Below are 25,397 nucleotides of genomic sequence, written 5' to 3' on the forward strand. Positions count from 1 at the left end.
TCGGATACTCGAACTTGTGCGAGCCAACGTCTTGCCTTCTCAGTCCCCATTCTAATTTTCACTTATAGCTTGATTCTCTACACTGTCTTTATGTCAAACGCATCGTGCAGCAAATTCCAATTCCCAGGAAACTTATTGGGCAAAACCCAATAGGTAACGCCGCGCAAATTGTATTCGTAAAGAAGATTTAACTTTGCTGCGATGCTCAGTGCATCTTCATACCAGACAGTATGTTTTTGCCCACCCTCAACATAATCGAATTTGGGCGATGCGGACTGGGGCTCAAATTCTATGGGCGACTCCTTCGCTATGGCAAGGTTTTGTGCCTTATTACAAGACATCCCCTTTGCCAGCGTTCCTTTTTGCCAAGGAATCTGCCAGTCATATCCGTACAACACGAGTCCCAACAGTATTTTCTTTGAGTCCATCACACTCGTCGCATAGTCGAGAACGGCCTTCACCTGATTGATGGGAGCGACGGCACGAGGGGGTCCTCCGACTACCAACTTACTACATAGCGCTATGCAGAGGCTTCTCAAAACGGTAATCAATACGTATTTGTTTACTACCCCCTGTGCCATCCAAAACAGTCACTTTTACTACAAATAGCTTCAAAATTTCACGTGTCAATCTGGCATCAGTAGTATCAACACTCAGGAAGTCCTTCATTGCCTGCCGTATCAGTCTCTCCGCGTCGAGTTCCTCTTTTTTGGCATCAATCTGGTGCATTAAGTGGTCGCGATTTCTTTGAAGGCTTTTCAATCGCGCCTGAATGGTCTTGTTCATTTGTAGATATTGTTCATCCAAGAGCAATCCATCAGTATATTTATCGAACAATTGTTGCGATCGATCAATTTCCAATGCAATTTTATCGCGAATTAATTTTAATTGTTGCTCATTTTCTTCTGTTGATGGTTGCGGAATCACAAGCCCTTCATACTGAATGGCTTCAAGAACTTCTGTTCTAATGCTCGATAGCACAGCCTGCTCCAAATCATGCGCACGAATATATCCGCTGTTGCAAGCTGCTTGCCCCGATTCACGCTTACGGATACAACGATAATAGGCTGTCCCTGCAGGATTGTAGTTAATCGTCATGGCACTGCCGCACCGACACATCAGCAGCCCCTTGGTCAACAAGTAGCCGTTATCAGTTGGTCCAGATGTTGGGCGTCGTTTGTTCATCGTCTCTTGCACTTTCTGAAACACGTCCCTTGACACGATACCTGGATGTGCATTTTCACATACAGTTAAGCGCTGAGGGTCATTCACCCACACGGCTCGCTTCTTTCGTGCTAAAGGATCGGATGCGTCAGGGAGTGCCATACGCTTTTCTCGTCGTCCGTATACCACATCACCAACATAGACAGGGTTTCGAAGAAGACGCGAGATGTTTCGCTGTGTCCACAGGTTCCCCCGCTTGGTGTAACGACCCTCATTGTTTAATACGTGGGTAATCTTACGAGCACCGTATCCGCCGAGATACATATTAAAGATGTCTCGAATCACTGGAGCAAACGTCTCGTCAATTTCAAGATGCTTTGTCTCGCGATTGAGAATAAACCCATCTGGGGCTTGCCCATTCCACTTGCCTAACTGTGCCTTTTGTGATGCCCCCACACGCACACGAATCGCCGTCTTCTCCGATTCTGCCTGTGCCAGGGCACTGTGAATCGTAAAGATAAATTCCGCATTATCATGTTGACTATCAAAATTCTCTTCCATGGAAACGACTCGTACGCCACATGCTGTCAACGTTCGCAGCATCAAGAGGGCATCAACTGTATCACGGGCAAATCGGGAAATCCCCTTAAAGAGTACCACTTCAAATTGATGCGCTCGGGCATCACGGATCAACCGTTGTACTGCAGCTCTCTTTATCATGCTCGTCCCTGTAATGCCTTCATCAACGTAAATGAACGCATCAGGTGTTAGCCAATGTGTCCCGTCGTCAAGGCTTCGACGTCGGGCGTTCTCTCTGCAGTAGCTGATTTGATGTTCAATGGAATCGCCTTTGAGTTGCGAATCATCCGATACACGAGCATAAATCGCACAAACAGTCATAAGTGTTTACCTCCGCTCACCGATTTGGTGTGCGAAGGATGGATAGGGTTAGATAAAGTGTATCGATTGAGGACAAGGAGTTCAATCATTTGCTGTGTCAATTGTTGGATGGGATGCTTTCCGTATGTAACTTCGGTCACGACAATCTTATTTGGTCTTCGCACAAGCATCACCCCTCAGGACATGCTTATGCAAAGACAGATTGTCCACTTGCAGAATAAAAAAAGATGTGTTTTCTACACATCTAAGAGCCGCTCTACCGCTTTAGTGCAAAATCAGGAACATATATAGTCATCTGATGAAAGTTACGGTCCTGCACCAGACTGTTCTTCAAGCGAAAATCAGTAGTGATTAAATTAGTACCCCAATCATTGGCACAAACCGCATGAAAGACATCTTTTGCTCCATATTTTTCAGATGCACCCCATAAATCGATTGCAGTATGAACGGATGTAGCATCAAGGTCCAGAAGATCTACCAACTTCGTATTAATAAGATCAACTATCTTATCAGCATAGTCCTTCCGTATTGTACTTGGAGTTGATATGTGATTTCGAGCTTTATAATTTTCTGTCATCCTATGTAGATACTCATTTATAACATCGTATGTAGTAAATAAACCAGGCGGCTCAACAGCGTTATTAATGACGTGCCTGTTGAAAAAATCCTCAACCGCGTCATGCCACACATCGTCAGAGTCAAAGTGTGCTATGAATATTCCTGCATCTACAAACAAGTTTACATCCGACAGGTCTAAGCTATCATTGTTAAAACAAACCATAGTCGCCCCCGACGGGCGACTAGTCGTATGTCCTCTAGTCACTATATTTATCGTTCCTCTTCCCGCTTACGCGTAATGTACTCTGATACTGATTCGTCGTCATCCCCATGAGGAACCTTTCCTTTAAGGCTTCCCGATGTCCTAATCCACGCCTTACGGGCTTCTTCAGTTATTTTGTGCTTAGGTGGTGTACGGCGTCCAAATGTTCGATCGGACTTTACGATTTCTTCTACTGGACTCATGTCGTTCACCTCATCCTCCTCATGTTTACATTCATTATAGTTGTCATTACCAGGTTTGTCCATAGATTCCCCCCCTTTAGTTACTTTTCTCTTACTTAGTATATTCCTACTTACCAGTTTTAATCCTTCAAAATGGCTCCCATGTTTTAGGATGGAGTTAAATCTATCTCAAATCCACCCTCGCACGAAACTCCTCGACTTTTCCGTCCTCATCCACAACAATCATCTCAATAAGAAAAACCAGGAACCGTCTCAGTGCTTGTCGGTCCCCTTTCAAGACATCGGCGTACAACCGATCCCATTCAAGATTGTTAACTTCAATTTGCTCTACAAATTGAAGTTTCGTATTCAACTGCTCAATCTGCCGTTCCCACTTGTTACAATCAGCGCGTTTCTCAAGGCGATAGTGCTGAAGGACAAACAACATCTTTTCTTTCTTTCCACGGTCGCGATAGAGATTTCGCATTTCAACATCCGCTTCATCCATGCGTTGTTTTGTTTCTTCAATCTGCTTCTGGAGTGCCTTGATGTCTCTTTTCATCATGTTGATATCATTCTTTAGACTGTCACGCACTTCGTTAAGAATCTCGTTGGTACCGCCTGGAACAAGCGAACGCCGATTGACTTCGTCAAGCAATGCCTGAATAATGTTGTCTTCAAAAGCATTAGCCTGAAATTTGCGGCAATGACAAGCATAGTATCGATCTCCATACCGTTTCCCCGTACTGCTTCTCGTCATTTGATTCAGAGTCTGAAATTCATGTCTGCAATCCTTACAAGCCACTAGCCCTTTTAACAAAAAATTCGAGTTGTATAATCTCGGCGGAATCAGTCCTTTTCTTCTCTGGTCAAACAAGTTCCAGCAACGTTCCCATTCCTCTTTCGTTATAACGGCAGGTATGATATCTAGTTTTTTACTCTCCACCCATTCGCTTCGATCAGAAATGGAACTATGAGACCCGCGTCTTCCTTTAAATGCTGTCAGATACCCTGCGTAAAAGGGGTTGGTAACAATCGCTTTTACTTTTTCCTTCTTCCACTTTCCACCTAAGGAATTTGCGATACGGTAGAAACCTTCTCCCTTAAGGTATCGATTGAAAATTTCACGAACGAAAATGATTTCATCTGCGACTTGTGAAATCTCCCCATCTTTGAATTTGTACCCGTACGGTGGTTTTCGCCCAACCCACTCACCCTGTTCTATTCTAGAAGCCATTGTGTCACGGGTACGAACACGGGTTTGTTCTACCTCATATTGACTTAAGCCATCTTGCATGAGCTCAATCACGAGATCGCCAGAATCGTACAAACTTCTCGTTGATGCGAGAACAATTGGAATACCTAACTCGTGCATCTCGTCTCTTATTACCTGATGTTCATAAGCATCTCTTGCGAGTCGATCGCGACTGTAAGTGACAACAAAGTCAAACTGGTCGGTATGCGCATCATCAAGAAGACGCTGGAGATGTTTTCGCTTTTTAAGCGGAACTCTGGTTGCCGACACTGCCTTGTCTGGATACTCTACAGGCAGAAAAACACCATTAAACTCCTCAACGATTTGTTTAGCAGCATGACGTTACATTTCCATTTCCTGTTTATCCGTCGAATGGCGTCCGTAAAACACACCACGTTTGCCACTCATCACATCACGTAGCGACATCTGTAACCACCTCCTTGGAGGTTACGTACGGATGTTTGAACGTTATATCAATACAACGAGAACCAACATCTATTCGTGAAACAATGTCACGAAAAAGCGTCCGCAGTTCGTCGGCAGTGCGAGCTGGAAGGGTATCAAGGAAGGCATCAATGTCGTCACTAAGTTGCTTAGGCGACTCCACCAAGGTTTTGACTTCCTCCAAGATGTCAACAAACGCATCATAATCCTGCTGTACTGCATCTGTCTCGTCGTAAATCGTCATAAGCTTATTTGAAAGTGACTCTTTTTTCGTGGTGTCTAATTCCCGCAAATACTGATCGGTACGTTTAACCATCGATGACTTGAGCCTCACTATCTCTTTGGAGAGCTCATCCATTTTGGATTCTAGTCGCTCCGTATTGGACTTTTCATAACGCTTCAAAAGGTCATCCATATTTGCCTTCACGAATGTACTAAACAAGACCTTGGCTCGTTGCAACACTAAATGTTCAATATGGTCCTTACGTACACGGCATCTATGGGACGAGTCTGTACATTCATACATGCCAACTTTCACACCGTCCCGCGTGCGAGTCTTGGTGCTTAACGACTGCCCACATGTTTCACAGAACAACAGTCCAGTGAGATGATAATCTATAGACGGACTCTCATTCTTTGCCCGTGTTGTTATCATCGATGGCAAAAGTTGCTGGACTTTTTCCCACTCGTCGAGTGAAACAATCGCGACGTTCTCATACGGTGCTTCGAATTCGCCTGCCCCTTCAAAAGAAATAATGTGTTTCCCCATATAGAGAGGGTGCGTTAAGATGTGCTCCAGATCCTGGACTTCCCATGAACGCGCCTTAATAACTTTTCCTTTTTTTACAACCGTGCGACTTCTCCCGATACTGTCAAAATATTTCTTGATTTCATTTAGAGTCTCGAATTTCTCACTGAGTACTAGGTCATAGATCTCTCTCGCAATTTCAATGTCTCCTGGTGTCTTTGCGATTCTTTCTTTGCCCTTTTTATCGACGTGATATCCAAATGGAACTTTTCCCGCATATTGTTTGTTTAAAAACTTCGATATCTTGGAATCCCGTATACGTTTTGCGATTTGTTCCCCTTCACGTTGGATAACACCTGCCATCAAGACTTCAAAGAACTCTCCAACAGCCGTATATGATAATGGATGTTCATTATCAGCTGTGAAAATGACGTTCACTTGGTGCTCTTTTAGCAAACGATAAATATACATGTACTCGTTAGCAGTTCGTGCTAGACGATCTCGTTTATACACCAATAAATTCTGAACCCGCCCCTTTTTTATATCCGAAATAAGACGCCATAATTCAGGGCGGTCTCTCATGTTGTTTTTCCTAGCTGACGTGGATGGATCAGGATATTGGTCATCAATAACCAAAAGCTTTTGCTGAGCCATCTTGAACGCCATGGTACGCTGCATATCAACTGAATGCTCCTGTAAATCCGTAGAGCTACGATAATAAGCGACTATCCTCATCACTGTCCCTCCCTGTATCGAGGGTATGACGTGCACATCGTTTATTTTCCACATTGCTTAAAACTGCTTCTTTAACAAGTTCGATATAAGCCTCGACCCATCTCTGGCATGCGTCAGGATCGTGAACGTAACTAATTGAACAAATTTGCGGTTTTTGTTGTGCCTTTTTCAAGTCTTCCTCCTGAGTCAGCTGTTATATTTGTAATGCTCCCAAGCTTTCATAATGAGCTTGATGTTGTTTTTAACGTGTGTGCTCTGAAACTTCATTCCTAATCTGTTTTCCATTATAACCTTCCTTATAAGGATATAAACATATCGTTATGTATAAAATAGACAAATTGAACTGCTCCAAGCCTTCCTAGATTTCTGTTAGCTCTTGTGAAAAGTCGGGTAATTCGTTGAAGGATATTCCCAGTTCCTGAATCAGATTATGATTGAGGGAGTAAGAAACCCACATTCCATGGCGCCTTTCACGTACAAGCCCCACCTGCTTAAGGCGAGCCAAATGCCGAGAAATTGCTGGCTGTGAAATGTCAAAAAGCGCTACAATCTCAGACACGTAACAATCACGGGTGTTCAGCAGCGAAATTATCTTTAGCCGCGTCGGGTCTCCTATTGCTTTGTACATGTTCGCTAAATCTACAAATTTCACTATGTATGCACCACCATTAACAGCTTGCTTTCATATATCACTATTGTTTCCCTTTTTTATTTGGTTAGTCCCCGTTACTCTGTTTACATATTCATCCTCAATCGCAATCGTCGAACAGATATAAGAGTGGATTAGAACACCTACAGACTACAAAAAGAGTTTACATGCAGTAATTTCTCTGTTGGCAAAACAAGATTATCGTGGTTTCATGTAAGAGGTCAATTTTCACAGAGAGAGGAGAGTATTATAATTCCAAAATTTTCAATTATCAGAAAAATAATGGGGTCACAAGGCTAGATAATTTGTCGATAAACCAGCTAATTCTGTAAATAGATGAACAGCATTAAGTGGTCTTACATCATGTATTGAATTGATATACATCTTCACAATTATGAACATAAAGATAAAACAGGTGTTTTATGAAACTCTGAACAATATTGATGAAAGCACCATAAGCATCTCCATCTCCCTATAAAATACTTTCTGAAAATTTAAATAAAATTATAGGGACGTTATGACTAAAAAAAGAAACGGAATTCGTGAAAATTAATCTGAAAAAATCTCAATAAAGGCGTAATGCTTTACTTTTTCTTCCACTCTACTGAAAAACGGCGCTACAACAGTTTTTTTAGTTCGTAGAACCATGGCTAAATTTTGAAGCTGTCGCTCATCTGAATATTGTGCAGTTAACATTCTTTCCAGTCCCTTTGATAATTCACCAAAAGAAGGCTGTATATCAATAAAGGTGGATAAAATCTGAGTTCGAACATCTGTGTCGTTCGAATTATTATACGTGAGAAACATTACGTTTCCAATTTCTAACATCAGGGAAAAGGACCAACCAACTTGGTGACTAATTCGAGTCATTTGCTCACAATAGTTGTCTACGAATTTTTTAATAAAATCCTGTTCAGCATGTTGTAACCAATACTCAAGTAGATTGAACGGGATATTTATTAGGGGTTGGAAATATGATAAATACGTACTACGCCCATAGTCATAGTTGCGGGTCTTCAGAAGTAGATCTCCTAAATCGAGAAGTTCCTTGTCACTTAATGTCCCATTTGCCTCAAAGGATGTCTTGATCTCTTCAATTGTCCCCTTAGTTCCTGTAGACATTCCGCGAATGGTACCTACAATCCTTCGTACTTCCAAAACGCTGTTGGGGCGCTTCATTGGTTCTCTCTTCATGCATTCATTAACCACAAACCGAATTCCCGTCATTGGTTTAACGAAGCGCGGATCTTGTCCTTGTGTGAAGATAAATGAAATCAAGGCACCGAGTGAATAGATGTCTGACCGTACACTTGCGTCCTTTATAGAGAAGAGCTGCTCTGGTGCCGTAAACGCAGCTTGACCTAAGCGATTATCGGCTGTCTTAGAAAGAGGCGCTGAGCCTGTAGAAAAGTTTCTTCCGAGCCCAAAATCACTAACTTTCACATCCAGTTCTCGACTAGCGTCCTCAAAAATCAAAATATTGCTTGGGGCGAGATCTCGATGCAAAATCTCTCTTTCGTGTGCATCTTCTAAAGCATCCATCACGGATTCAATAATTCGATACATTTCTTCTTCATGAGATTCAAATACCAATTTCTCTACGTATTCGTGTAACGTTGCTGTTGCTTTAGGCATTGTATACCAGGGGAAATCTGATTCCTTGGAGTACTCTAGAATATCAACAACGTGAGGATTGTCTTTAAGCTCCAATAGGATATCAATTTCGCGAAGAAAACGTCTCCTATCTCTTTCATCTTCACTGGGGAGATATCGTTTTAATACAATCTCGGAGCTTGTTTGCCCATTATACAATTCGTATACGGTACCATATGCGCCGCTACCGATTTCACGAAAGGTATCGTATTTGCTGCAAATTTGTTCATGTTGTCCAAGCAATTTTTCTAGTGAGTTCATTACTTGCTAGTCCACTCCAAATCTTTGTTTACCTAATAAGTTGTATGAGTCTCAGCCCATATAAGTGGGCAGAGCCTCTTTCTTATATTTCATAACTAATAAACATTATTACTTCGTAAGTTAATCATCGGCTCAGGTTCTTTGTAATTAAGTCTACCTTCATCAAGGTTACAAAACATCTCAAGAAGATCTTGTGGAACAGCTATCTCCTGAATCAACTGCAATTCATTCTTAATATTCTTGTCTAACATAGTTAGAATACTCTTCTTTAGAACAACGGGTTCCTGCAAGGGATACACATCATCCAGAGGTTCCTTGACCCGCATCTTCTTCATCGACATCTGCTTAACTAAAGAAGTGTATCTGCTATCATCAATAATGCCTAAATTCAAACATCTGTATAGCATTGCTGCGATGGACACATGCCAATATTTTTTTAATTCTACAAAGTGTAGTAACGTCGTTGATGTAACTGTCTTAGCAAATGCCTCTTTTGGAAGCAAGAATGAAGATGCGAATAGATTTGCTTGGCTTTCCATTCTTTTGAACTCTACTCGGCTAAGAATATCTTGATTATCAATTGCCTTGTGCATTAATACATGCCCCAATTCATGTGCACCGTCAAATTGCCGTCTAAAGGCAGACTGTTTATCATTCCCGAGAAAAACGAAGGGGCGACCTGTTCTTTGTTGGCAAAAGGCGTCTACCTTTCGACTATCCGTATCGACAGAATATACAATGATCCCATTTCGCTCCATAAGATGGACGATGTTGGTGATTGGCTGCTCTCCGATACCCCAGTATCTACGTAGGTCTCTAGCAAGCGTCTCAATCGAGGTCTCATCCCACTCAGTATCAGAATAGCGGATGGTATCTGGCAAGTTTAATTCAGGGAACTCAATAAAATTAGAGAGATATGAATAGATATAACCAGCTACTAAGGATTTGTTGAATTGTATTTCTTTACTCTTTTTTGTAGCAGTGGCATTAGCACGAAAAAACGTATTTCCTACATATTGCTGCTTAAATTCTCGGTAGAAAAAGTCTTTTGGGAATTTTAGGATGTTCATGATCGCCATAATGGTTTCTGATTTTGGTGTATACTCACCTAATTCAAATTGAGATACTGCTTGTTTGGAGACGCCGATCTGGTGTGCTAGTTCACTAATACTGAGCCCCCTAACTAGCCGTGCTTCCTTTAAACGTCGAGGATTAAATTGCTGCTCATTCTTTATTTTCATTGTTGATTGCCCCTAATCTTTAAGTTGACTCTAAGATGAAGACGTATCGTCCTTTAGCTTCACTACAATATCGCTATCTGAAACAGAAGACTTTAACGGTGTTTCAATATCCGATACTTGGTAGCTTGGCAAACGTACAATTTCCTCGGTGTTTGAAACGATAGAATCCGTGATTTCATCTTTGTAAATCCAGTCTGACTGATCTGGGTATAGTGCACCCTCATAGACTGTATCACTATCACCATCGTAACTTACAATAACACCAAACGGTTGGTATACGGTCCCAAGTGGCAATGAACTCTGGATTGTTGTATCCTCAAATTGATCAAAGGATGCGCCCATTCCCATTAAGCGGCTAATATTTGAAGAGGCAAAATCTCCACGATATCCACTGGGTTCATAAATATATTTACTTTTAGGTAATTTTGATACCAGTATGAAAATATTACGAACCATGTCTTGAATCACAAGATAGGGATGAAACCCCGCTCTTCGTTTGAAAATCTTCAGTTGCAAATGCGAGTTACGTTGAACTTCGTTTTCCACATGGGTATTGACGCAATCGTACTGCATACGTGGAGCGAACGTTCTCGTTGTGAATTCTGGCAACAAATCCCTGATGCTCTGAAACTGTTCCTTTCCCTTCTTAATTCCCAGTAGAATTACATTGCGCTGTTCATTGAGTAGCTTGCAATCTTCCACGTATGACTGCACGAATAGACCTCCTCTACCAATAGTTGCAAGGCTATTGTTTACCTTTTTATATCATTTGTCAAGTCCCACTGAAAATAAATCCGAATTTCAAAAGTCGTAGTTGTCTTAATAATTAGGAGTGTTAGAGGACAGTCTTCAACGTAGGCGAAACATCACATGACTCCGCGCGTGCCTGTTTGTTGTGAATGATTATGAATTTTAAATCTAGCGGTCAAAACCAATTGGCTACAACTGTTTTCACTGAATTTAAATGCGGATCTCTCAAATCCCGAAGACGCTATAAGGAAAAATGCGCATTCCGCAGCTATACACTTTGTTGATGGGCGACAGGAGGACTTTCGAACGACCAATACCAGGAATTGTATGAAGGATGCAACGAAGCATGTTAAACATTTGCTGGATGGTAGACAATCTCACATACTGAGCAACAGGTTGATTGTCGAAGTGGCTAATATAACCTGATTAAAAATAAATATTGTCTAAAATGACCGAACGAGATCTCGCGCGCGGTCATTTTGATTTTCCGTTATAAGACATGAGGCATATAACTGCGTCCTTGGCACTTTTCAATTAACGCTCAGAATCTGATGTTCCTGAACCCGTGTATGTCCCCTTTTTCATCCCCAAGTATTGTGTGAAGTCAGAGTCAGAGTCCGTTTCCTCAAACGTTTTTGTGAATGTTTCTGTACCGAGCGCACGAGGTATGGAGCGTTGGTCATCATCATCGGTGGGTTCAGCCGTTTCAGTGAGCGTCTTAGTGCCCATCGAGGTGATTGACACAGCAGCTTCACCTGAATCAATCATTACATTCAATTGCCGCTCATAATTGTATCGATAATGCATGGATTCAGTCGATTCCATGGTAAAAACTTCAGGTGATAACTCCATTAATAATGGTAGCGAATTATCGGTGGTCTTCATTATTTTACCCCCCGTAAGAGAAATTCTGTAATCGCGCAAGCAATAAACCAAATTATGGTCCAACTAAAAGAACGTATGGTGTGTTCCACAAGTGCTCCTTTGAAATTATCTACTGTCTCATTATACAACCAACCGTAAGTGAAATCTTTAATCAGTTCTACGGTTGACTCTCTCCCAAGTGTAAGAAACTCTTCATTGGGCTTCGAATACGTGTACATTGTCATCGTCTTAAACAAAAAGTACAGAGTTGAGAACATTGAATAGAAGAACAATAATGCCAAGACGATCTGGAGTATGTCCAACTCGCAAGCAAATTTATGTCCAGCAATCATATGAAATGGGATCTGAATGAATAGAAACGTAAGCAAAGTAAAGGATATTGAAAGTACCCCAAACATCCTCGTAACTTTGCCTTCAATAGTCTGCCCACGAGTAATTTGTTTGTCATAGAGATATTTCACCTGCTCAAGCATCCATTTTGGGTCAAAGTCATTCAAGTCATTTATATGAGCTACAATCGCATTGTATTTTTCAATTGCCTTCTTCTTAGAATCTTCAAAGTAATCCTTTTCAGCAGTACGAATCCCCCACGGGAATTTATTTTGCATAGCTGCCCTCCAACGTTCGATAGAGTGCTTCACGCATAGGTAAATCGAGTTCTTGTTCCATCCATGCCCATTGTCCTGTTGGATTAATCTCTAAGAAGTAATAGTTACCCTCAGTGTCCAGAATCAAATCGATAGCGCCATATTGCAAGTCTAAACTTTTAACTAAATTAATGCATTTATCTACTATATGTTGAGGTAAGTCAAAGACGGTCTCTTTTAAATCTTCTTGTTTGCGGCGCCAATCAAGCTTTGTATCCTCTTGCTCTTGGGAATGAATCGCAACGCAAAAGACGGTATGACCGAAGACTGTTACTCTTAAATCATACTGTTTGTCAATCCTCTTCTGAATGTAAGCAGGGGTTACTTTCAATGAGTCCTGGTGTCTCTCAAGTTGATTCTGGCTCAACTCCGTAGTATAAAATAAAGTCACTGTCGAATCTTTAATTAGTCTCCCTCTTCGAAGCGGTTTGGTAATGCTGCGAACGTAAGTATCCAGAAATTCTTTTCCTTGACTATAATCTGATGTCAGTAGGGTGTCAGGCACTTGAAAACCGCATCGAAGAGCCTCTTGGAGCTGGACCAACTTATATTCGGCGTGATAAATTGCCTTGGGATGACTTACAAAATTTGCTGGTAAACATCGTAGCACCCCTTCAAGTGCTGCCTCGACCTCAATTTCAACGTAGCTATTCATTTCGGGATTATCAAAAATTGTGCGTTTGAATACAGGCTTTCGGTACCAAACGCTCGTTACTTCTGACAACGGTACAACCCCTGCCTGACCCGTAATGGACCCATGGATCTCGCACTTACGGACTCCGAATGAGATATCAAATGAAGATGGGTATTGATCCGTGTTTATACGAAGAAAGGGTATATGACGTGCTTCCAGGTAAAGAATGAAATAGTCTACGGTAAAGTCTTGGGAATTTGAATAAATCAAAATCATGTTAGTCACCTTCGCTTGTCAAATGCGTCCTTCCTTCACTAGTCTCCAATACTGGTATCCAATTGCGGTCAACCTACAGCCTGTGGAATTTATTGCCGCCCAGTACATGTGCTCTTCATCCACAGGTTTTACTAATCCAACGGACTCGTATTTTTGCAAGTCCTTAAAAACTGCTGTATGTTCTTCAATCGCTCCGCCTGTGGTGTATTCATAGCTCGGGTCAAGACGAAATACTTCTGCGGGGACTGCGAAATGGTGGGTAATACGGCGCAACACCTCCACGGGAATGGGAGGCGTAACCTTACGAAGTTCAGTAAAGCGACTAACGTTTGTCTTGAATATAGGACGTTGGTCCCACGCACCGAGTGCCTCGTCCACATACGCGTACAATGAACCAGGAGTAATAGAACCCCTCAAATCAGAAGCACCACCTTGAAGCGCATCCACTAAGAGTGAGGTAAACACGCCCTCACCTTCTTGCTCTACAGCGGATTCATCCCCACGAGAGGCAGTGAGTACGGTTACTCCTTCCGCAATTTGGGCGATTTTCCCTTCGGTAATAGTGGGTGAGCCGAAAGCCCCCGAGTAGCAACAGTCCAGTATGATGATCTTATCAGTAGCATTAGACTGATTCGCCATATTTAAGATTTCATCCATGGAAATTCCCTCGTCCCCTCTCATAAAGTCAGGTGTCACGAGGTACCCTCCTAGTGCATTAATAAATCCATGCCCTGAAAAATACAAAAGTGCAGTCTCAACGCGATCCGCGAATAAACGTCGAATCGATGTCTTCAACGATCCACGGGTTATTTGAGTCTCGTCACTGGTAAGGCGCTTCACCTGAAAATTAGGAGATCCGTCTCCGTGCTTTTCTAAGACAATTTCCATCTGCGTTGCATCGCTGATACATCCATGTAACGGTGCTTGGGGGTAATCATTAATTCCTACAACCAATGCACGCCTCATATCGCGACACCTACCTTGATAAATCTCTAATTGCGGAAATAATGGAGTTCGTATTCCATTTAACTATCCGATCCGCTGAATTCTTTACTACGGTTGACGTACGCTCTGCTCCCCAAGGCTGAATAGCTAAAATAGGTTTTGAATTGGTAAATCCGTGCTTTGCAATATCTATCTCTTTGTTAATCCATTTACTGTAACTACTGTAGACACCCGCTAATATGATTACAACATGACCGTAACTTACTTGAGCCTTAATAGCGTTGTATAGCTGCCTGTCGTTCTTTGCATTATGTACGGGATCATCTTTAGGAACTGAGTAATTGCGATACTCAAATCTATTCGCAGTGTCAAGTAACCTAACTAGTCCATTGTATTGTTCCCCATATGCCCACGAGTGACTGATGAAAAGATTGTAACGTTTACTCATAATTTCCCTCCCATATTGAATACATTGCCCAGAAAGGATCTATCCTCCAACATTTTACCACAATCATCCATTAAATAAATACTAGACTTAAAATTCTTACAATTGGTGCTATAGAAGGAAAGCGGTTCATGTTACGGATGGTGGAAAGAAACCGCCTTATTTCCAAACACGAGTTAGCGCCTCCCGTTTCTCATTCGTTGCAAATTTTCTCCTTTCAATAGGAGCGAACATTCGTTCTTCAACTGTGCTATAACGAATTCGGCAGTTGACTTTCTAATTTGCATCGGACGCGAGCCCCGATTTGCCACCAAATGTTGGCGAAGAACATCAATTCGATAACCTTCTCTAGACAAATGCGGCACAATGTCGGGTAATTTAGAGTCCGAGTGTTGTGGCTGAAAACTCAACTTATCATCTGCTTTCAGCGTGAACCGCCTTCTTCGTTTATAGGGATGGTCATGAGCGCATAATTTATAGTGCTCATTGTATGCATATTCGGAGTCCACAATAGAATCCGTCATTCTAATGTGATTCGAATCTTCCCAGTAAAGTTTCTCCTTAACGATAAATACGAGGTCACAAAACAATGCGGTGAAGTCAGGAAAACCACTTTGTTCACCATCCAAAGCGCCAGACACCCATAAAATAATATCACCGATTTGCGGGGACATCTGTGCCATGTGACATGTCGTATGTAGAAAATGTTCATTCCACACATAAGGGTCTTGATTCCCAGATAGTGAATCATGGTAGACTAATATATTTCCAAAAGCTGAAGTTTTACGGGTTGGATGATAGACAAGCCATGCTCCTAGATGCTGCTTTTTCATTGCATCACTTCCTTTATTAGGCACGTTACTGCAATGCCAAAGTAGGTCAAACACTATAGTTCAAATCACACTCAGAAGTTTCAATGCCCTTTCTGAACGTTGTCATTTTTCTTTGATTTTAATCCTGGAGGGCGCCCTCTCTTTTTAGGCTTGGTCAGCTCAGCAAGTTGTTGTCGAAGAGTATCGTTTTCTTCTTCTAGCAGACGAATGCGCTCATACATATCGAACCGTGTGGTTCTCCTATCTTCGATGAATTTATCCAGCTCTTTTTCTTCAATTCGATAACCAATTTGTGGCTTGTTTTTTTCGAATGGAATTGCATTTAGCTTACCTTGTCGAATCCACTTGGTTACCTGCTGGCGAGAACTTGTAATCCCGTGCTCTTGTAATATCTCAAGCGCCTGTTGGGTTGTATACAACATTACGGTCACCTCGTTATGAATAAATACGCCTTCATAACATGCTTACGTTCGAAATGACTACTATATACTTACCATCAATTGATTGTTGTACCGTAGTGAACGCGTGATTGTCTTAGGAGATGATATGCTTACCTGAGGGTAATGACACATGTAAATTCCGTTAATTACATGCTGTGGGCTAAGCCACCATGTGGAATGACTAATGAAATTACATACATTAGGTTAAGAGAAGATTAGCACTGGGTAAGGTCTTGCATAGTACGGTGTTGAACCGAACGGGGCACGATAATTCAACGGAATTTTAGAAGATGCCACAAATAATAAATGCTTGCCCGCAGCCCTGAGGTCCATGTTGACTGCGGACAAGCCCCTATCCATCCAGCACACCAAAAAACCGAGATTGTATTGTATACTTCAACCTAAAAACCGAGACCTTTCCTGGACAAGCCCGAACAAGCACAGACAAGCTAGTCTAAAAACCCTGATTTGGCGGTATGCTTGTCCATTTCCAAGCCTGGCGTACTCGGGCGTTAGGTAGGAGTGGGATCCCACACCCTACCCAAAAGTCGAGAGATTTCTGAAAAAACCACCTAAAAACCGAGAAATCCGAATTCCCATGACGTTCCATGACCTCCAGAAATCCGTTGATACAGTGTAGTAAGTTGGTGGTCATCGGTGGTCCTCCTACCCATCCCCACTCGTAGGTCATTAGCATCAAGTAATCGACCGCAGCACCCAGTGCTTTGTAGTCAAAGGCACCCATCCACGCTGCACCAGGTTCATCCTTGGTTTTCGGGCCCATGGCAATTGAAACAGTGAGGTTTTCCTTGTGAAGTTTTTCTCCAAGGGAACGAATGAAATCGTTATAGAGAGGTCTGTCATCTGGATGCATGTGTTCAAAGTCCACATTTGCTCCCTTGAAACCGTTGGATTTTGCCTTATCAACAATGTTTGTTTCCAGTTTATTGCGAAGCGATGTGTTGCTCAGCAGTGTATGAGCCAGGGATGTATTAAACTTATTGCCGTCAAAATTGGTCACTGTCATTAGGGACGCAATATTGGCTTGGCTGGCTGCTTGCCGCGCTTTTTCATCAGGCAAGTCTTTCAGTGTACCGTCTGCCTGAGACTGGTAGCTGAATAGACTGAGATACGTCATGGGAGAGGTTTCTTTGACATCGACAGCGTCTTTCTGTGCACCACTGGGCAACAAGTAGGTATTGGCCTCAATTTGACGCTTTCTGCGAAGCAACTTGGGTATATAAATCGTCCGTCCTGTTGTAAGCCGGGGCTTATTGACGTCCACTCCGAGCCAATAGGAAAGTTCTGTTTTGGTTACACCAGATTTCCGTGCAATCTTCTCAAGGGAATCGCCGGAACTCACCGTATGTGGCTCCGCAATATATGTTCTGCCGGGAATCAGCAGGTGAAGCCCGGGTACGAGTGTGTCAGATGCAGGCAAACCGTTTAAGCGCCTTAGTTCCGGTGTCAAAGTCTTAAACTTTTTTGCAATGCTAGAGATACTGTCGCCTTGGCGAACGGTATAAATGAACATACATTTCCCACCTTTCTTCATGTCATGCTGCCCTAGAATATGCTTGAAGAAAGGCAAATGTCCCGATTGGCTGAACTCAAAGCTTTACAAGATGATAATCAGTGCTCATGGGCCAGTTCTTCCGTACAGCAGAGTTCCGAATCGTCATGGGGGTGTGCTGTATCTTCTGCTTGGATAGTGACGTGCCCAATCCCCATATGCACCAAGCGATGTTCCATATCGCGCAAGACATTTTGGCTCTCGTGAATTGTCATGTCACCATTTATGACCACGTGACAAGACAGTGCGTTTTTACCGCTTGTGATACTCCAGATATGGACATCGTGTACGTCCTGAACTCCGGGGATTGACTTCATCTCGCTGACAACCTTATCAAAGTCGATGCCTTTTGGGGTACCTTCCATTAATATAGCGACAGTTTGCTTGACGATCCTCCAGGCCCCCATGGCAATCAGAATTGATATTAGGACACTGAGAACGGGATCGATAACGAACCAATTTGTAAAGGCAATGATGATGCCGCCAACAATCACTGCCGCGGACGCCGACGCATCTCCGAGCATATGTAAGACGGCACTTCTCACATTCAGGTCTTCGTCATGACGCATTCCGAGTCCTAGATAAAGATTTACCAATAGACCGACACCGGCACTGATAAACATCCACAACGGTGCGACGTGCTCTGGGTTTCTAAATCGACCGTAGGCTTCCCAAAGAATCCAAATCGTGATAAGTATCAACAGCATGCCGTTGAACAGTGCTGCCAAAATGCCTGATCGATAATACCCGTAAGTCATTCTCGTATTCGAAGGCTTTTCCGATTGTCTTAAAGCAAACCACGAGAGCCCAATTGAAATGATGTCGGTCAATACGTGTCCGGCATCAGATAAAAGTGCAAGGCTGTGGGAAATCAGACCGCCTGCAAACTCAACGACAAGGATAACGGCGGTTAAGAAAAAGGCGGTCTTCATCTTGCCTGCCGGGGCATGTGAATGGAAGACACCCTCGTGATTGTGGTTGTGCCCTTGCTGGTGCGAGTGATTCAAGTTGTCTTTGTGTCGATGCTGTTGGTCTTCATCCATGAAAATTCTCCTTGACTATTCAATGTGTTTAATATGGTCTATGCCCAACTGCAGTAAGCCGGTAATATGTGCGTCGTCACATGTATAGTAAACAGTATTGCCTTCTCTCCGGTTTTTGACGATGCGCATCATGCGCAGTGTCCGCAGCTGGTGAGAAACGGCAGACTGTGTCATTCCAAGAATCTCAGCCAAATCACAAACACAGAGTTCCCGTCGAATTAAGTTACTTAAAATCCGAATGCGGGTGGGGTCTGCCAGAGCCTTAAACGATTGCGACAGCGACAAGACTTCTGTATCGTGAAGTTGGTCGTCCAAGCAGTCCGAAACAGCATCTTCATGAATACTTGTCTTCCGGCACTTATCTAAATTGACAGCCATGAGGACTACCTCCCTATATGAACAGTAACTCATATACTCACACTAGCGTAACACTGAGCTGCTCTGTTTTTCAACTCCTCCCCGGACGCACATTGCAGCCGTATGCAGTAGATTCGTTTACGGTGTGCGACTGACAGGGGTGACCTATCGACGAACCACGTGAATGACGGCGTCAATCAGTATCCATAGACCGAGCAGTGCAAGGACAACACCCGTCAGTTTCTCTGACCATTCACCAAAGAAAGGCCTAAGCTTTGCTCCGACTGTGATTCCAACGAATGTGAAGAGGAGGGCTTGAAGCGCAATTAAGGCGATTGTCAGAGCCACGGGAACTCCGATAATTCCGATGGAGAACCCCACAGCCAACTCATCGACGCTAATACTCAGCGCTGTGAGAACTAAAGTCCACCCAGCAAGGCTGTGCTCTAACTTTTCTTGATGGGCGTCGTCTTCAAAGAAGATGACCCACCCAGCCAAGGCCAAAAGCGCGAATCCACCGACAATGGCTGCCCACGCACCAATGATTTGACCGGCAGCTTGGCCGATTAGTAAGCCAAACAGGGGCATGAACGCTTCGGCACAAGCAAACGTCACTGCAATTTTCAGTTTTCCTTTCGCCTGTACAACTCCCACGCCAATCGACATCAGAAGCGTATCCATGCCCAGAGACAAAATAAGTACAATCACTTTTACGGCCGCCAAGTAAGCTCCTCTCCCCCGATTGCTGGCTCGATTACTCGCGCTGCGCCGCCAACACTGACTGAGCCGGCTAAATTGGGCCACATATTCATCGTTGGCTACAAGTCATTGGCTAAAATAGAAGCGAGTCCCACCTGCCTTTAGCTGGAACTCTTTTGTTTCTTCACCAAAATCTCAGCGTTGGAACCTGTGTACACTATCTTCCAGTTGGGTTCATTGCTCAGGTATGTAATCAGTTGATTGCCTGACGGGAACACAACAGCCCCAATTTTGTACTTCTGCAGGAGTTGGGGCGCATTCCACCACAGATTCTGCAACGCAAGGTAATTAGAAAAGAGATTTTTGTGCAAAAAGATGCCTGTTCGTCCGTCAACAAACGTCGGAATCCCCCGATAAATGAAATAGCCGCCGAAATTGTAGGCATTGAGGAGGTGGTACTGCGGGTGAGAGAGCAGATAATTCGCGGCACCAACAGGGTATGCAGAAGTACTCATGTGTTTGTTAAAGCTTCCCCCAAGTCTGGGTACCTGAGTGACGAACAGTCCCAGTGCTGCTGCAATGATCACTGCGTTTGAGACCATCATCCAGCGTCTCAAGCTGTTCAAGGAACGAATCCAATCTGACATCACGTATGCCAGCAAAGGAACCGTAGTAATAGTCAGGTAAGGAAGAAATCTCTGATAGACCAGCGTGACTGCAAAAGATCCGCCGAAAAATAACACTTCCCGCATGGGAATGGGACGTTTTGAAGCCAATACGATTAAAAAGACGGCTATCAAGAACGGAAGTACACCGTATTTGAAGTCAAACGAGTGAAAGTTGGGCGAGTGCCACTCCATGATGTTATTGACCAACGTTTGGTTTGTTCCAAGAAGTGCATAAGTGTATGCTTTGATGCCGTTTGGATTAACAAGTCCAAGCAGAGCACCAGCCAGTGGTGCGACAACGAGCCGCCAACGTGCCCCTCTTGGCAATGGAACCCGCCGAAACCTTCCGAAGGAAGGAATAAAGCTAACCAAAACTTCCAATAGACACACGAAAATGCCAATTGTTGAACTGCCGTGGGTATTGGCCCACAGCATGATGAGCGGCGGTACAGCCCAGAGAACAAGAAACTGTCCTTCCCTGACTTTTTGCAAAATCAAGAGAAACACAGCAAACATCAAGTAAGAGAAGATTTGCGGGCGAAGTGTCCAGAAATCAAGTGCCGCCAGTGTGCCTCCGCCAGCGACCACCGCCGAAATGACACGGTTGTTATCCGACACGTGCACCGCCAGCCTGTACAGCACGATGATTGTGAGTGTATGCAGCCCCGCATACAAAAGCCATGCGCCGAAGTACTTAAAGTGTAAAACAAGCCATGCAAATACAACTTCAAACATCCACTCCTGTGTGACCCACGGCGTTCCTCTCATAGACCATGAGAAGACATCGTGTGTCGGAACATAATGGTGAAATAGAATGTATCTGCCTGTGGCCAGGTGCCATGGTGTATCGGGATCGGAGATGGGGTTCATCGCGTAATAGGCAAAGGCCAAGATCCAGATGGTAAGTATCATCCATTCAATACTTGCTATTCTGCTGATGATGCGCTTCATGGCCGCTTCCTCCTCGGCTGCATTCGAGTCTTTCGTTGTTTCCGCGTCAATTGCCGAACACGAGTATGTTCTGCTAAAGCGGCGATGAGTTCCAGCTTATACTGTAGTTCCAAATTCACGGTTTCCAACTCTTGCCCATTTTTATCCACCGCAGCAGCCTGTTTCTCAGCAAGCAGTTTTTCCCATGCCGCTGCTGCTAATTCCAGTTTCTTCTCACGAGTCATGCTCCGCTGTCTCTTGTCAAAAGCAGCCAAGAAGTCCTCCCAAGATGGTGACAGACTTTTCTTCACAGCCAGTGCAACCGGAACAGCGTACACGGTTACGATTTCTTGCTGGGTGTCCTCGTCCACGTTTTCAGCTTTGACGTTAGCGCCCAAATCGTCAAATTGGGTTACATCAGTTGGCTTCAGGCTCCCATAGACACTGTCCAAGTCTTCAAGGGAACGCAGTACAGCACCGGACTTTGCCGATGCCGTCACAACCATGGTACCGCCAATGAGATCGCCAATGCGTCTTTCATTTTTATTCGCTATCATAACAATGACACCGAGCAAATAGGCACTCGGAAGGATATCAATCAACCGAAACAGATTGCGAAGCAATACGGATAAGAAGCCGGGAGGGCGACCATCTCGACGAACCACGCGGATGTGCAATAAACGCTTTCCTGGAGTTTGACCCGACATATAGTACTCAAATAGGATAAAATATCCCCAGAAGGTAAAAAAGGATATGAGAATGGCTCCGCCGATAATGTAGGACGTGGCGCCGCCAAGAATGTGCAGTACGAGCCAAAGGATTAAAGCGACGATAATTACAGTGTACACAGCTGCTAAAATGAGAAGGTCCAGGAGCTGAGCCAATCCGCGGGAACCGATGCCTGCCAGTTCATATTCGAGTTCCACATGTTCCGGCGTACGGACCTTCACAGTTGATTGATCCACTATTTCACCACCAAGGAGTCTGTCAAATGAATGTACAGCAGTTTCGCCGTCAGCGAGAACGGCGTTGGCGAAAGCTAGAAAAACTCACAACCTCGTCACTGACCTTCGAGAGCAGTCCGGAATTGGACGAGTTTATTCGATTATATCAGGAAACTTCCAGTGATTTAGCTTATGCAAAAACGTATTTTCCGGCCGATCCCCTGACATCTTACCTAAATTCACTAATTGTCACTGCCTATCCTCGCATGTATCAGAAAAAACGAGGCGGGTCGCAGAACTTGTTCGCATTTCTTCGCCGTGCATTTCCACAACTGTTTCGGAGCTACTTTTCATATATTCTGGTCGCCGCCCTCATTTCCTTGTTCGGCGCCTTATACGGCTATATCCTAGTCTATCAGTCACCCGTCAATGCCTATCACCTGTTGCCTGCAAGCTTTGTCCACCAGTTCCAGCCCAGTAAAGCAGGGCCCCACGCTGTCAACGCACCCATTATGTCGACCTTGATTATGACACACAACATGCTGGTGGCTTTAGAGGCTTTTGTTGGAGGTGCAACACTTGGTTTGTTTACCATCTACGCGCTGTGGCAGAACGGTCTCATTCTCGGCATTCTGGCTGCAGTATTCCAGCGCGCCGGACGCTCCGTCGTGTTCTGGAGTCTGATAGTACCTCACGGCGTAACAGAACTGACCGCCATCTTTGTTGCGGGCGGAGCGGGACTCATGTTCGCACGCTATTTGGCCGCCCCAGGACAGTTCACGAGGGGCAAAGCCATCGAATACGGCGGAAAGCGCGCCGTTTTACTGTTTCTCGGTACGGTTCCCATGCTGGCAGTAGCAGGAACTATCGAAGGTTTTGTTACGCCAAGCTCCGCTCCTGACTGGGTGAAGTTTGGCACAGCCATTATTACGCTTTTGTTTTGGATCCTGTACTTCGGCTGGGCTGGCCGGTCTGCCGACGCGCAACCAGGTTCAAGCACGTTTAGCGACTCCGCCTCAATCTCCGGCGCAGATAAGCCGCTACCGTATCCACCACCACATCGGAAGGCTGGGATTCCACGACGCTGACTCCCTTCTGGATCATGGCCTGCCGCACTCGATTTCGTTCATTCAGCACCCAATGGGCCGCTGCCAGCCGAGACACATCTTCCGTCTTTGCGGGCACCTGTTCCGCCCTTTTCTGTGCATCAATATCAGTGAGAGTGACAAACAACACCGGGTGCTGACGCTGTACACGGTGTAAGATACCGAGGAACGCAGGGTCACTTTGCAGACCTTCCAACTCAGACACAATCACCAGCAGACTTCTCCGATGAAAGCTTCCTGTCAGATGCCGCAACAGTCCTTCATAACCCCCTTGTACCATTTCTGCTTCAACCCCTGCCAACTCTTCGACAATTTGTTCCCAGTGCCGGCGTCCATGTCGGGGCGGTAACCGAAACAGCATTTTATGCGTAAATGCCAGCACACCAACGCGATCGCCAACATCAAGGCTGGCCGAGGCCAATGCCGCAGCGCACTCAATCGCGTAATCAAGTCGCGTTTTACCGTCTTCAAGGGTCACTTGCATATACCGACTGGCGTCCACTGCGACAATCAGTTGCTGACCTTGCTCTGCTTGATAGCTGTTCTTCATGAGTCGTCCGCGTCGCGCAGTGGCACCCCAGTTAATGCGGCGCGGGTCATCGTCAGGAACGTATTCTGCAAGGTGAGAAAACTCGCTGTCTCCTGCGCTCAGCGGTTTGACATGTGCGCCTTCTTGTGACAACGTTCGTTCCAGCGCTGCCACCGCTCTTCTCCAAGTTGTCAAATCCGGTATGACAAGCACCTCTTCAGCCTGTCCGATACGCACATACTGGTCCCACAACCCGAAGCGGCTTCGGACCTTGATATCCATGGGAGATACAGTGGTGTATCCGCGCTTGACGGGGACAACCACTTGAGAGAAGGAAAGACTGTCCAGATGATTGGCAGGCTGATACTCCACCTTTGACTCTTGCTCCAGCGGGCCGGAAAACCCCAGATCTACTCCAGCAATTCGCCGAACTGACGGTCGCACGGAGAGTAATCCGGTGACTTTCATGGGTATGTACAACTGCGGGCGAGGCGTGACGTCCCGGGTGCCGTGTACCTCGATGGTGCGCAAATCAACGAGATCGGCAAGGGTAAGCGCGGCGAGTACAAGCAAGAGTGCTCCCCACACCCATACAGAATGAATAAGCCAGTTTGCAAGCAAGAAATTCAGCAGACCGACGCCTGCCACAATCCCTGTCAGGCGATATGACGGGACCGTTCTTTTAGCGCGGCGCCGCCACGTTTTCCACCATGCGAGCCACGAAGTCATCCGCACTGAGTCCCTCCACTTCTGCATTTGGGTCCAGGATTAAGCGGTGCCGCAAAACAGGCGCTGCGATTTCCAGGACATCGTCCGGAATCACATAATCACGGTTGTCCGTATAGGCAACAGCTTTAGCTGCGTCAAGTAGAGCGGTGCCGGCCCGAGGACTTGCTCCCAACATGACGCCTTCCAGGCTCCGTGATGCCCGCGTCAGTTGTACGATGTAATCAAGAACTTCGTCCGCTGCTGTCATTTGTTGCACACGACGCCTGTGGTCTCGCAATTCATTCACATCCAGCACAGCACTGGCACGTGCAATGTAGTCCGCAAACCCGATTTTGTGTTCCTTGAGCATACGGCGCTCAGCAGAGGGCTCCGGATAGCTCAGTCGAACCATCATTAAGAACCGGTCCAACTGCGCTTCCGGCAGAGGATAGGTTCCCTCATATTCAATGGGATTCTGAGTCGCTATGACAAAAAACGGATTAGGAAGCTCGTGAGTTGCCCCATAAATAGACACCTGGCCTTCCTCCATTGCTTCCAGCAGCGCAGCTTGAGTCTTTGGAGGAGTGCGGTTGATTTCATCCGCCAATAGTATGTTGGCGAATACCGGACCCTGGTGTACCTGAAACTCACTCCCCTTCACGTCAAATATGACGTTCCCCACGATATCACTCGGCATCAAATCAGGTGTGAATTGAATCCTCCGATAATCACTGGAGACGAAGTGTGCCAGGCTTTTGGCCAGACGCGTTTTCCCGAGACCAGGCACACCTTCCAGGAGCACATGACCTCCCGCCAACAGAGCGACCAGAACTTGGTGAATGGCTTCCTCCTGTCCAAATACAACATCTCTCAGTTGTTCTTCTAACGCCGCAATTCTCCCATCCATCACGTTGTGCCTCCTCACTCCAACTG

27 protein-coding genes are annotated in these 25,397 nt (G+C 44.9%); 1 reads left to right on the plus strand and 26 read right to left on the minus strand.

Going from position 1 to position 25,397, the window contains the following annotated elements; translation table 11 throughout:
* Nucleotides 1-77: 77 nt before the first annotated feature.
* From GI364_RS17535 to GI364_RS17650, 24 genes are all read right to left on the minus strand, one after another.
* Nucleotides 78-581, minus strand: a complete 504-nt coding sequence (locus GI364_RS17535) for a glycosyl hydrolase family 18 protein (RefSeq protein ID WP_233095845.1) — start codon at nt 579-581, stop codon at nt 78-80.
* The gene (locus GI364_RS17540) at nt 511-2,064 is read right to left on the minus strand and encodes a recombinase family protein (RefSeq protein ID WP_198850521.1); all 1,554 of its coding nucleotides are present in this window, start codon (nt 2,062-2,064) and stop codon (nt 511-513) included. The genes GI364_RS17535 and GI364_RS17540 overlap by 71 nt, the downstream gene beginning before the upstream one ends.
* Complete coding sequence (locus tag GI364_RS17545; protein WP_198850522.1) at nt 2,061-2,228, minus strand: hypothetical protein; 168 nt, start codon at nt 2,226-2,228, stop codon at nt 2,061-2,063. Before GI364_RS17545 ends, GI364_RS17540 begins: the two co-directional genes overlap by 4 nt.
* 92 nt (nt 2,229-2,320) lie before the next feature.
* Nucleotides 2,321-2,800: a PIN domain-containing protein gene (locus GI364_RS17550; RefSeq protein ID WP_198850523.1), complete on the minus strand. Its 480-nt coding sequence runs from the start codon at nt 2,798-2,800 to the stop codon at nt 2,321-2,323.
* 92 nt (nt 2,801-2,892) lie between these two features.
* Nucleotides 2,893-3,150, minus strand: coding sequence for a hypothetical protein (locus GI364_RS17555; protein ID WP_198850524.1), 258 nt, complete (start codon nt 3,148-3,150; stop codon nt 2,893-2,895).
* A gap of 100 nt (nt 3,151-3,250) precedes the next feature.
* On the minus strand, nt 3,251-4,645 hold the full coding sequence (locus GI364_RS17560) for a recombinase family protein (protein ID WP_370541867.1): 1,395 nt from the start codon (nt 4,643-4,645) through the stop codon (nt 3,251-3,253).
* Nucleotides 4,646-4,733: 88 nt separating this feature from the next.
* Nucleotides 4,734-6,248, minus strand: coding sequence for a recombinase family protein (locus tag GI364_RS17565; protein ID WP_198850526.1), 1,515 nt, complete (start codon nt 6,246-6,248; stop codon nt 4,734-4,736).
* Nucleotides 6,249-6,606: 358 nt separating this feature from the next.
* Entirely contained in the window at nt 6,607-6,900 is a 294-nt protein-coding gene (locus GI364_RS17570; RefSeq protein ID WP_198850527.1) for an ArsR/SmtB family transcription factor, read from the minus strand.
* Between the two features lie 546 nt (nt 6,901-7,446).
* Nucleotides 7,447-8,811 carry a serine/threonine-protein kinase gene (locus GI364_RS17575; RefSeq protein ID WP_198850528.1) on the minus strand — a complete coding sequence of 455 codons (1,365 nt, stop codon included), beginning with the start codon at nt 8,809-8,811 and terminating at the stop codon, nt 7,447-7,449.
* 95 nt (nt 8,812-8,906) lie between these two features.
* The gene (locus GI364_RS17580; RefSeq protein WP_198850529.1) at nt 8,907-10,052 is read right to left on the minus strand and encodes a helix-turn-helix domain-containing protein; all 1,146 of its coding nucleotides are present in this window, start codon (nt 10,050-10,052) and stop codon (nt 8,907-8,909) included.
* Between the two features lie 30 nt (nt 10,053-10,082).
* Entirely contained in the window at nt 10,083-10,766 is a 684-nt protein-coding gene (locus GI364_RS17585) for a hypothetical protein (RefSeq protein WP_198850530.1), read from the minus strand.
* 570 nt (nt 10,767-11,336) lie between these two features.
* Complete coding sequence (locus GI364_RS17590) at nt 11,337-11,687, minus strand: hypothetical protein (protein ID WP_198850531.1); 351 nt, start codon at nt 11,685-11,687, stop codon at nt 11,337-11,339.
* On the minus strand, nt 11,687-12,295 hold the full coding sequence (locus GI364_RS17595) for a hypothetical protein (RefSeq protein ID WP_198850532.1): 609 nt from the start codon (nt 12,293-12,295) through the stop codon (nt 11,687-11,689). The genes GI364_RS17590 and GI364_RS17595 overlap by 1 nt, the downstream gene beginning before the upstream one ends.
* On the minus strand, nt 12,285-13,244 hold the full coding sequence (locus GI364_RS17600; protein ID WP_370541794.1) for an MvdC/MvdD family ATP grasp protein: 960 nt from the start codon (nt 13,242-13,244) through the stop codon (nt 12,285-12,287). Before GI364_RS17600 ends, GI364_RS17595 begins: the two co-directional genes overlap by 11 nt.
* A gap of 18 nt (nt 13,245-13,262) precedes the next feature.
* Entirely contained in the window at nt 13,263-14,210 is a 948-nt protein-coding gene (locus tag GI364_RS17605) for a caspase family protein (protein ID WP_198850534.1), read from the minus strand.
* Between the two features lie 10 nt (nt 14,211-14,220).
* Complete coding sequence (locus tag GI364_RS17610) at nt 14,221-14,637, minus strand: TIR domain-containing protein (protein WP_198850535.1); 417 nt, start codon at nt 14,635-14,637, stop codon at nt 14,221-14,223.
* A gap of 173 nt (nt 14,638-14,810) precedes the next feature.
* Nucleotides 14,811-15,467, minus strand: a complete 657-nt coding sequence (locus GI364_RS17615) for a hypothetical protein (RefSeq protein WP_198850536.1) — start codon at nt 15,465-15,467, stop codon at nt 14,811-14,813.
* Nucleotides 15,468-15,547: 80 nt separating this feature from the next.
* Nucleotides 15,548-15,889 carry a helix-turn-helix domain-containing protein gene (locus GI364_RS17620; RefSeq protein WP_198850537.1) on the minus strand — a complete coding sequence of 114 codons (342 nt, stop codon included), beginning with the start codon at nt 15,887-15,889 and terminating at the stop codon, nt 15,548-15,550.
* 472 nt (nt 15,890-16,361) lie between these two features.
* The gene (locus GI364_RS17625) at nt 16,362-17,441 is read right to left on the minus strand and encodes a LysM peptidoglycan-binding domain-containing protein (RefSeq protein ID WP_198850538.1); all 1,080 of its coding nucleotides are present in this window, start codon (nt 17,439-17,441) and stop codon (nt 16,362-16,364) included.
* A 98-nt stretch (nt 17,442-17,539) separates the two neighbouring features.
* Nucleotides 17,540-18,523: a cation diffusion facilitator family transporter gene (locus tag GI364_RS17630; RefSeq protein WP_233095846.1), complete on the minus strand. Its 984-nt coding sequence runs from the start codon at nt 18,521-18,523 to the stop codon at nt 17,540-17,542.
* 15 nt (nt 18,524-18,538) lie between these two features.
* Nucleotides 18,539-18,901: an ArsR/SmtB family transcription factor gene (locus tag GI364_RS17635; protein ID WP_198850539.1), complete on the minus strand. Its 363-nt coding sequence runs from the start codon at nt 18,899-18,901 to the stop codon at nt 18,539-18,541.
* Between the two features lie 144 nt (nt 18,902-19,045).
* Entirely contained in the window at nt 19,046-19,603 is a 558-nt protein-coding gene (locus GI364_RS17640; protein ID WP_198850540.1) for a manganese efflux pump MntP, read from the minus strand.
* 137 nt (nt 19,604-19,740) lie between these two features.
* The gene (locus GI364_RS17645; protein WP_233095847.1) at nt 19,741-21,198 is read right to left on the minus strand and encodes a hypothetical protein; all 1,458 of its coding nucleotides are present in this window, start codon (nt 21,196-21,198) and stop codon (nt 19,741-19,743) included.
* A complete protein-coding gene (locus GI364_RS17650) occupies nt 21,195-22,142 on the minus strand; it encodes an RDD family protein (RefSeq protein ID WP_198850541.1) in 948 nt (315 codons plus the stop codon). Before GI364_RS17650 ends, GI364_RS17645 begins: the two co-directional genes overlap by 4 nt.
* Nucleotides 22,143-22,168: 26 nt before the next feature.
* On the opposite strand from GI364_RS17650, the gene GI364_RS17655 reads away from it, so the two are divergent.
* On the plus strand, nt 22,169-23,209 hold the full coding sequence (locus tag GI364_RS17655; RefSeq protein WP_198850542.1) for a stage II sporulation protein M: 1,041 nt from the start codon (nt 22,169-22,171) through the stop codon (nt 23,207-23,209).
* Here GI364_RS17655 and GI364_RS17660 read toward each other — a convergent pair.
* Together GI364_RS17660 and GI364_RS17665 are read right to left on the minus strand one after the other, a co-directional pair.
* Nucleotides 23,124-24,485, minus strand: coding sequence for a DUF58 domain-containing protein (locus GI364_RS17660; protein ID WP_198850543.1), 1,362 nt, complete (start codon nt 24,483-24,485; stop codon nt 23,124-23,126). The two genes, GI364_RS17655 and GI364_RS17660, sit on opposite strands and share 86 nt — an antisense overlap.
* Nucleotides 24,439-25,371: an AAA family ATPase gene (locus GI364_RS17665; protein WP_233095848.1), complete on the minus strand. Its 933-nt coding sequence runs from the start codon at nt 25,369-25,371 to the stop codon at nt 24,439-24,441. The genes GI364_RS17660 and GI364_RS17665 overlap by 47 nt, the downstream gene beginning before the upstream one ends.
* Between the last annotated feature and the right edge of the window lie 26 nt (nt 25,372-25,397).

Source organism: Alicyclobacillus sp. SO9, from assembly GCF_016406125.1.
Lineage (GTDB): Bacteria > Bacillota > Bacilli > Alicyclobacillales > Alicyclobacillaceae > SO9.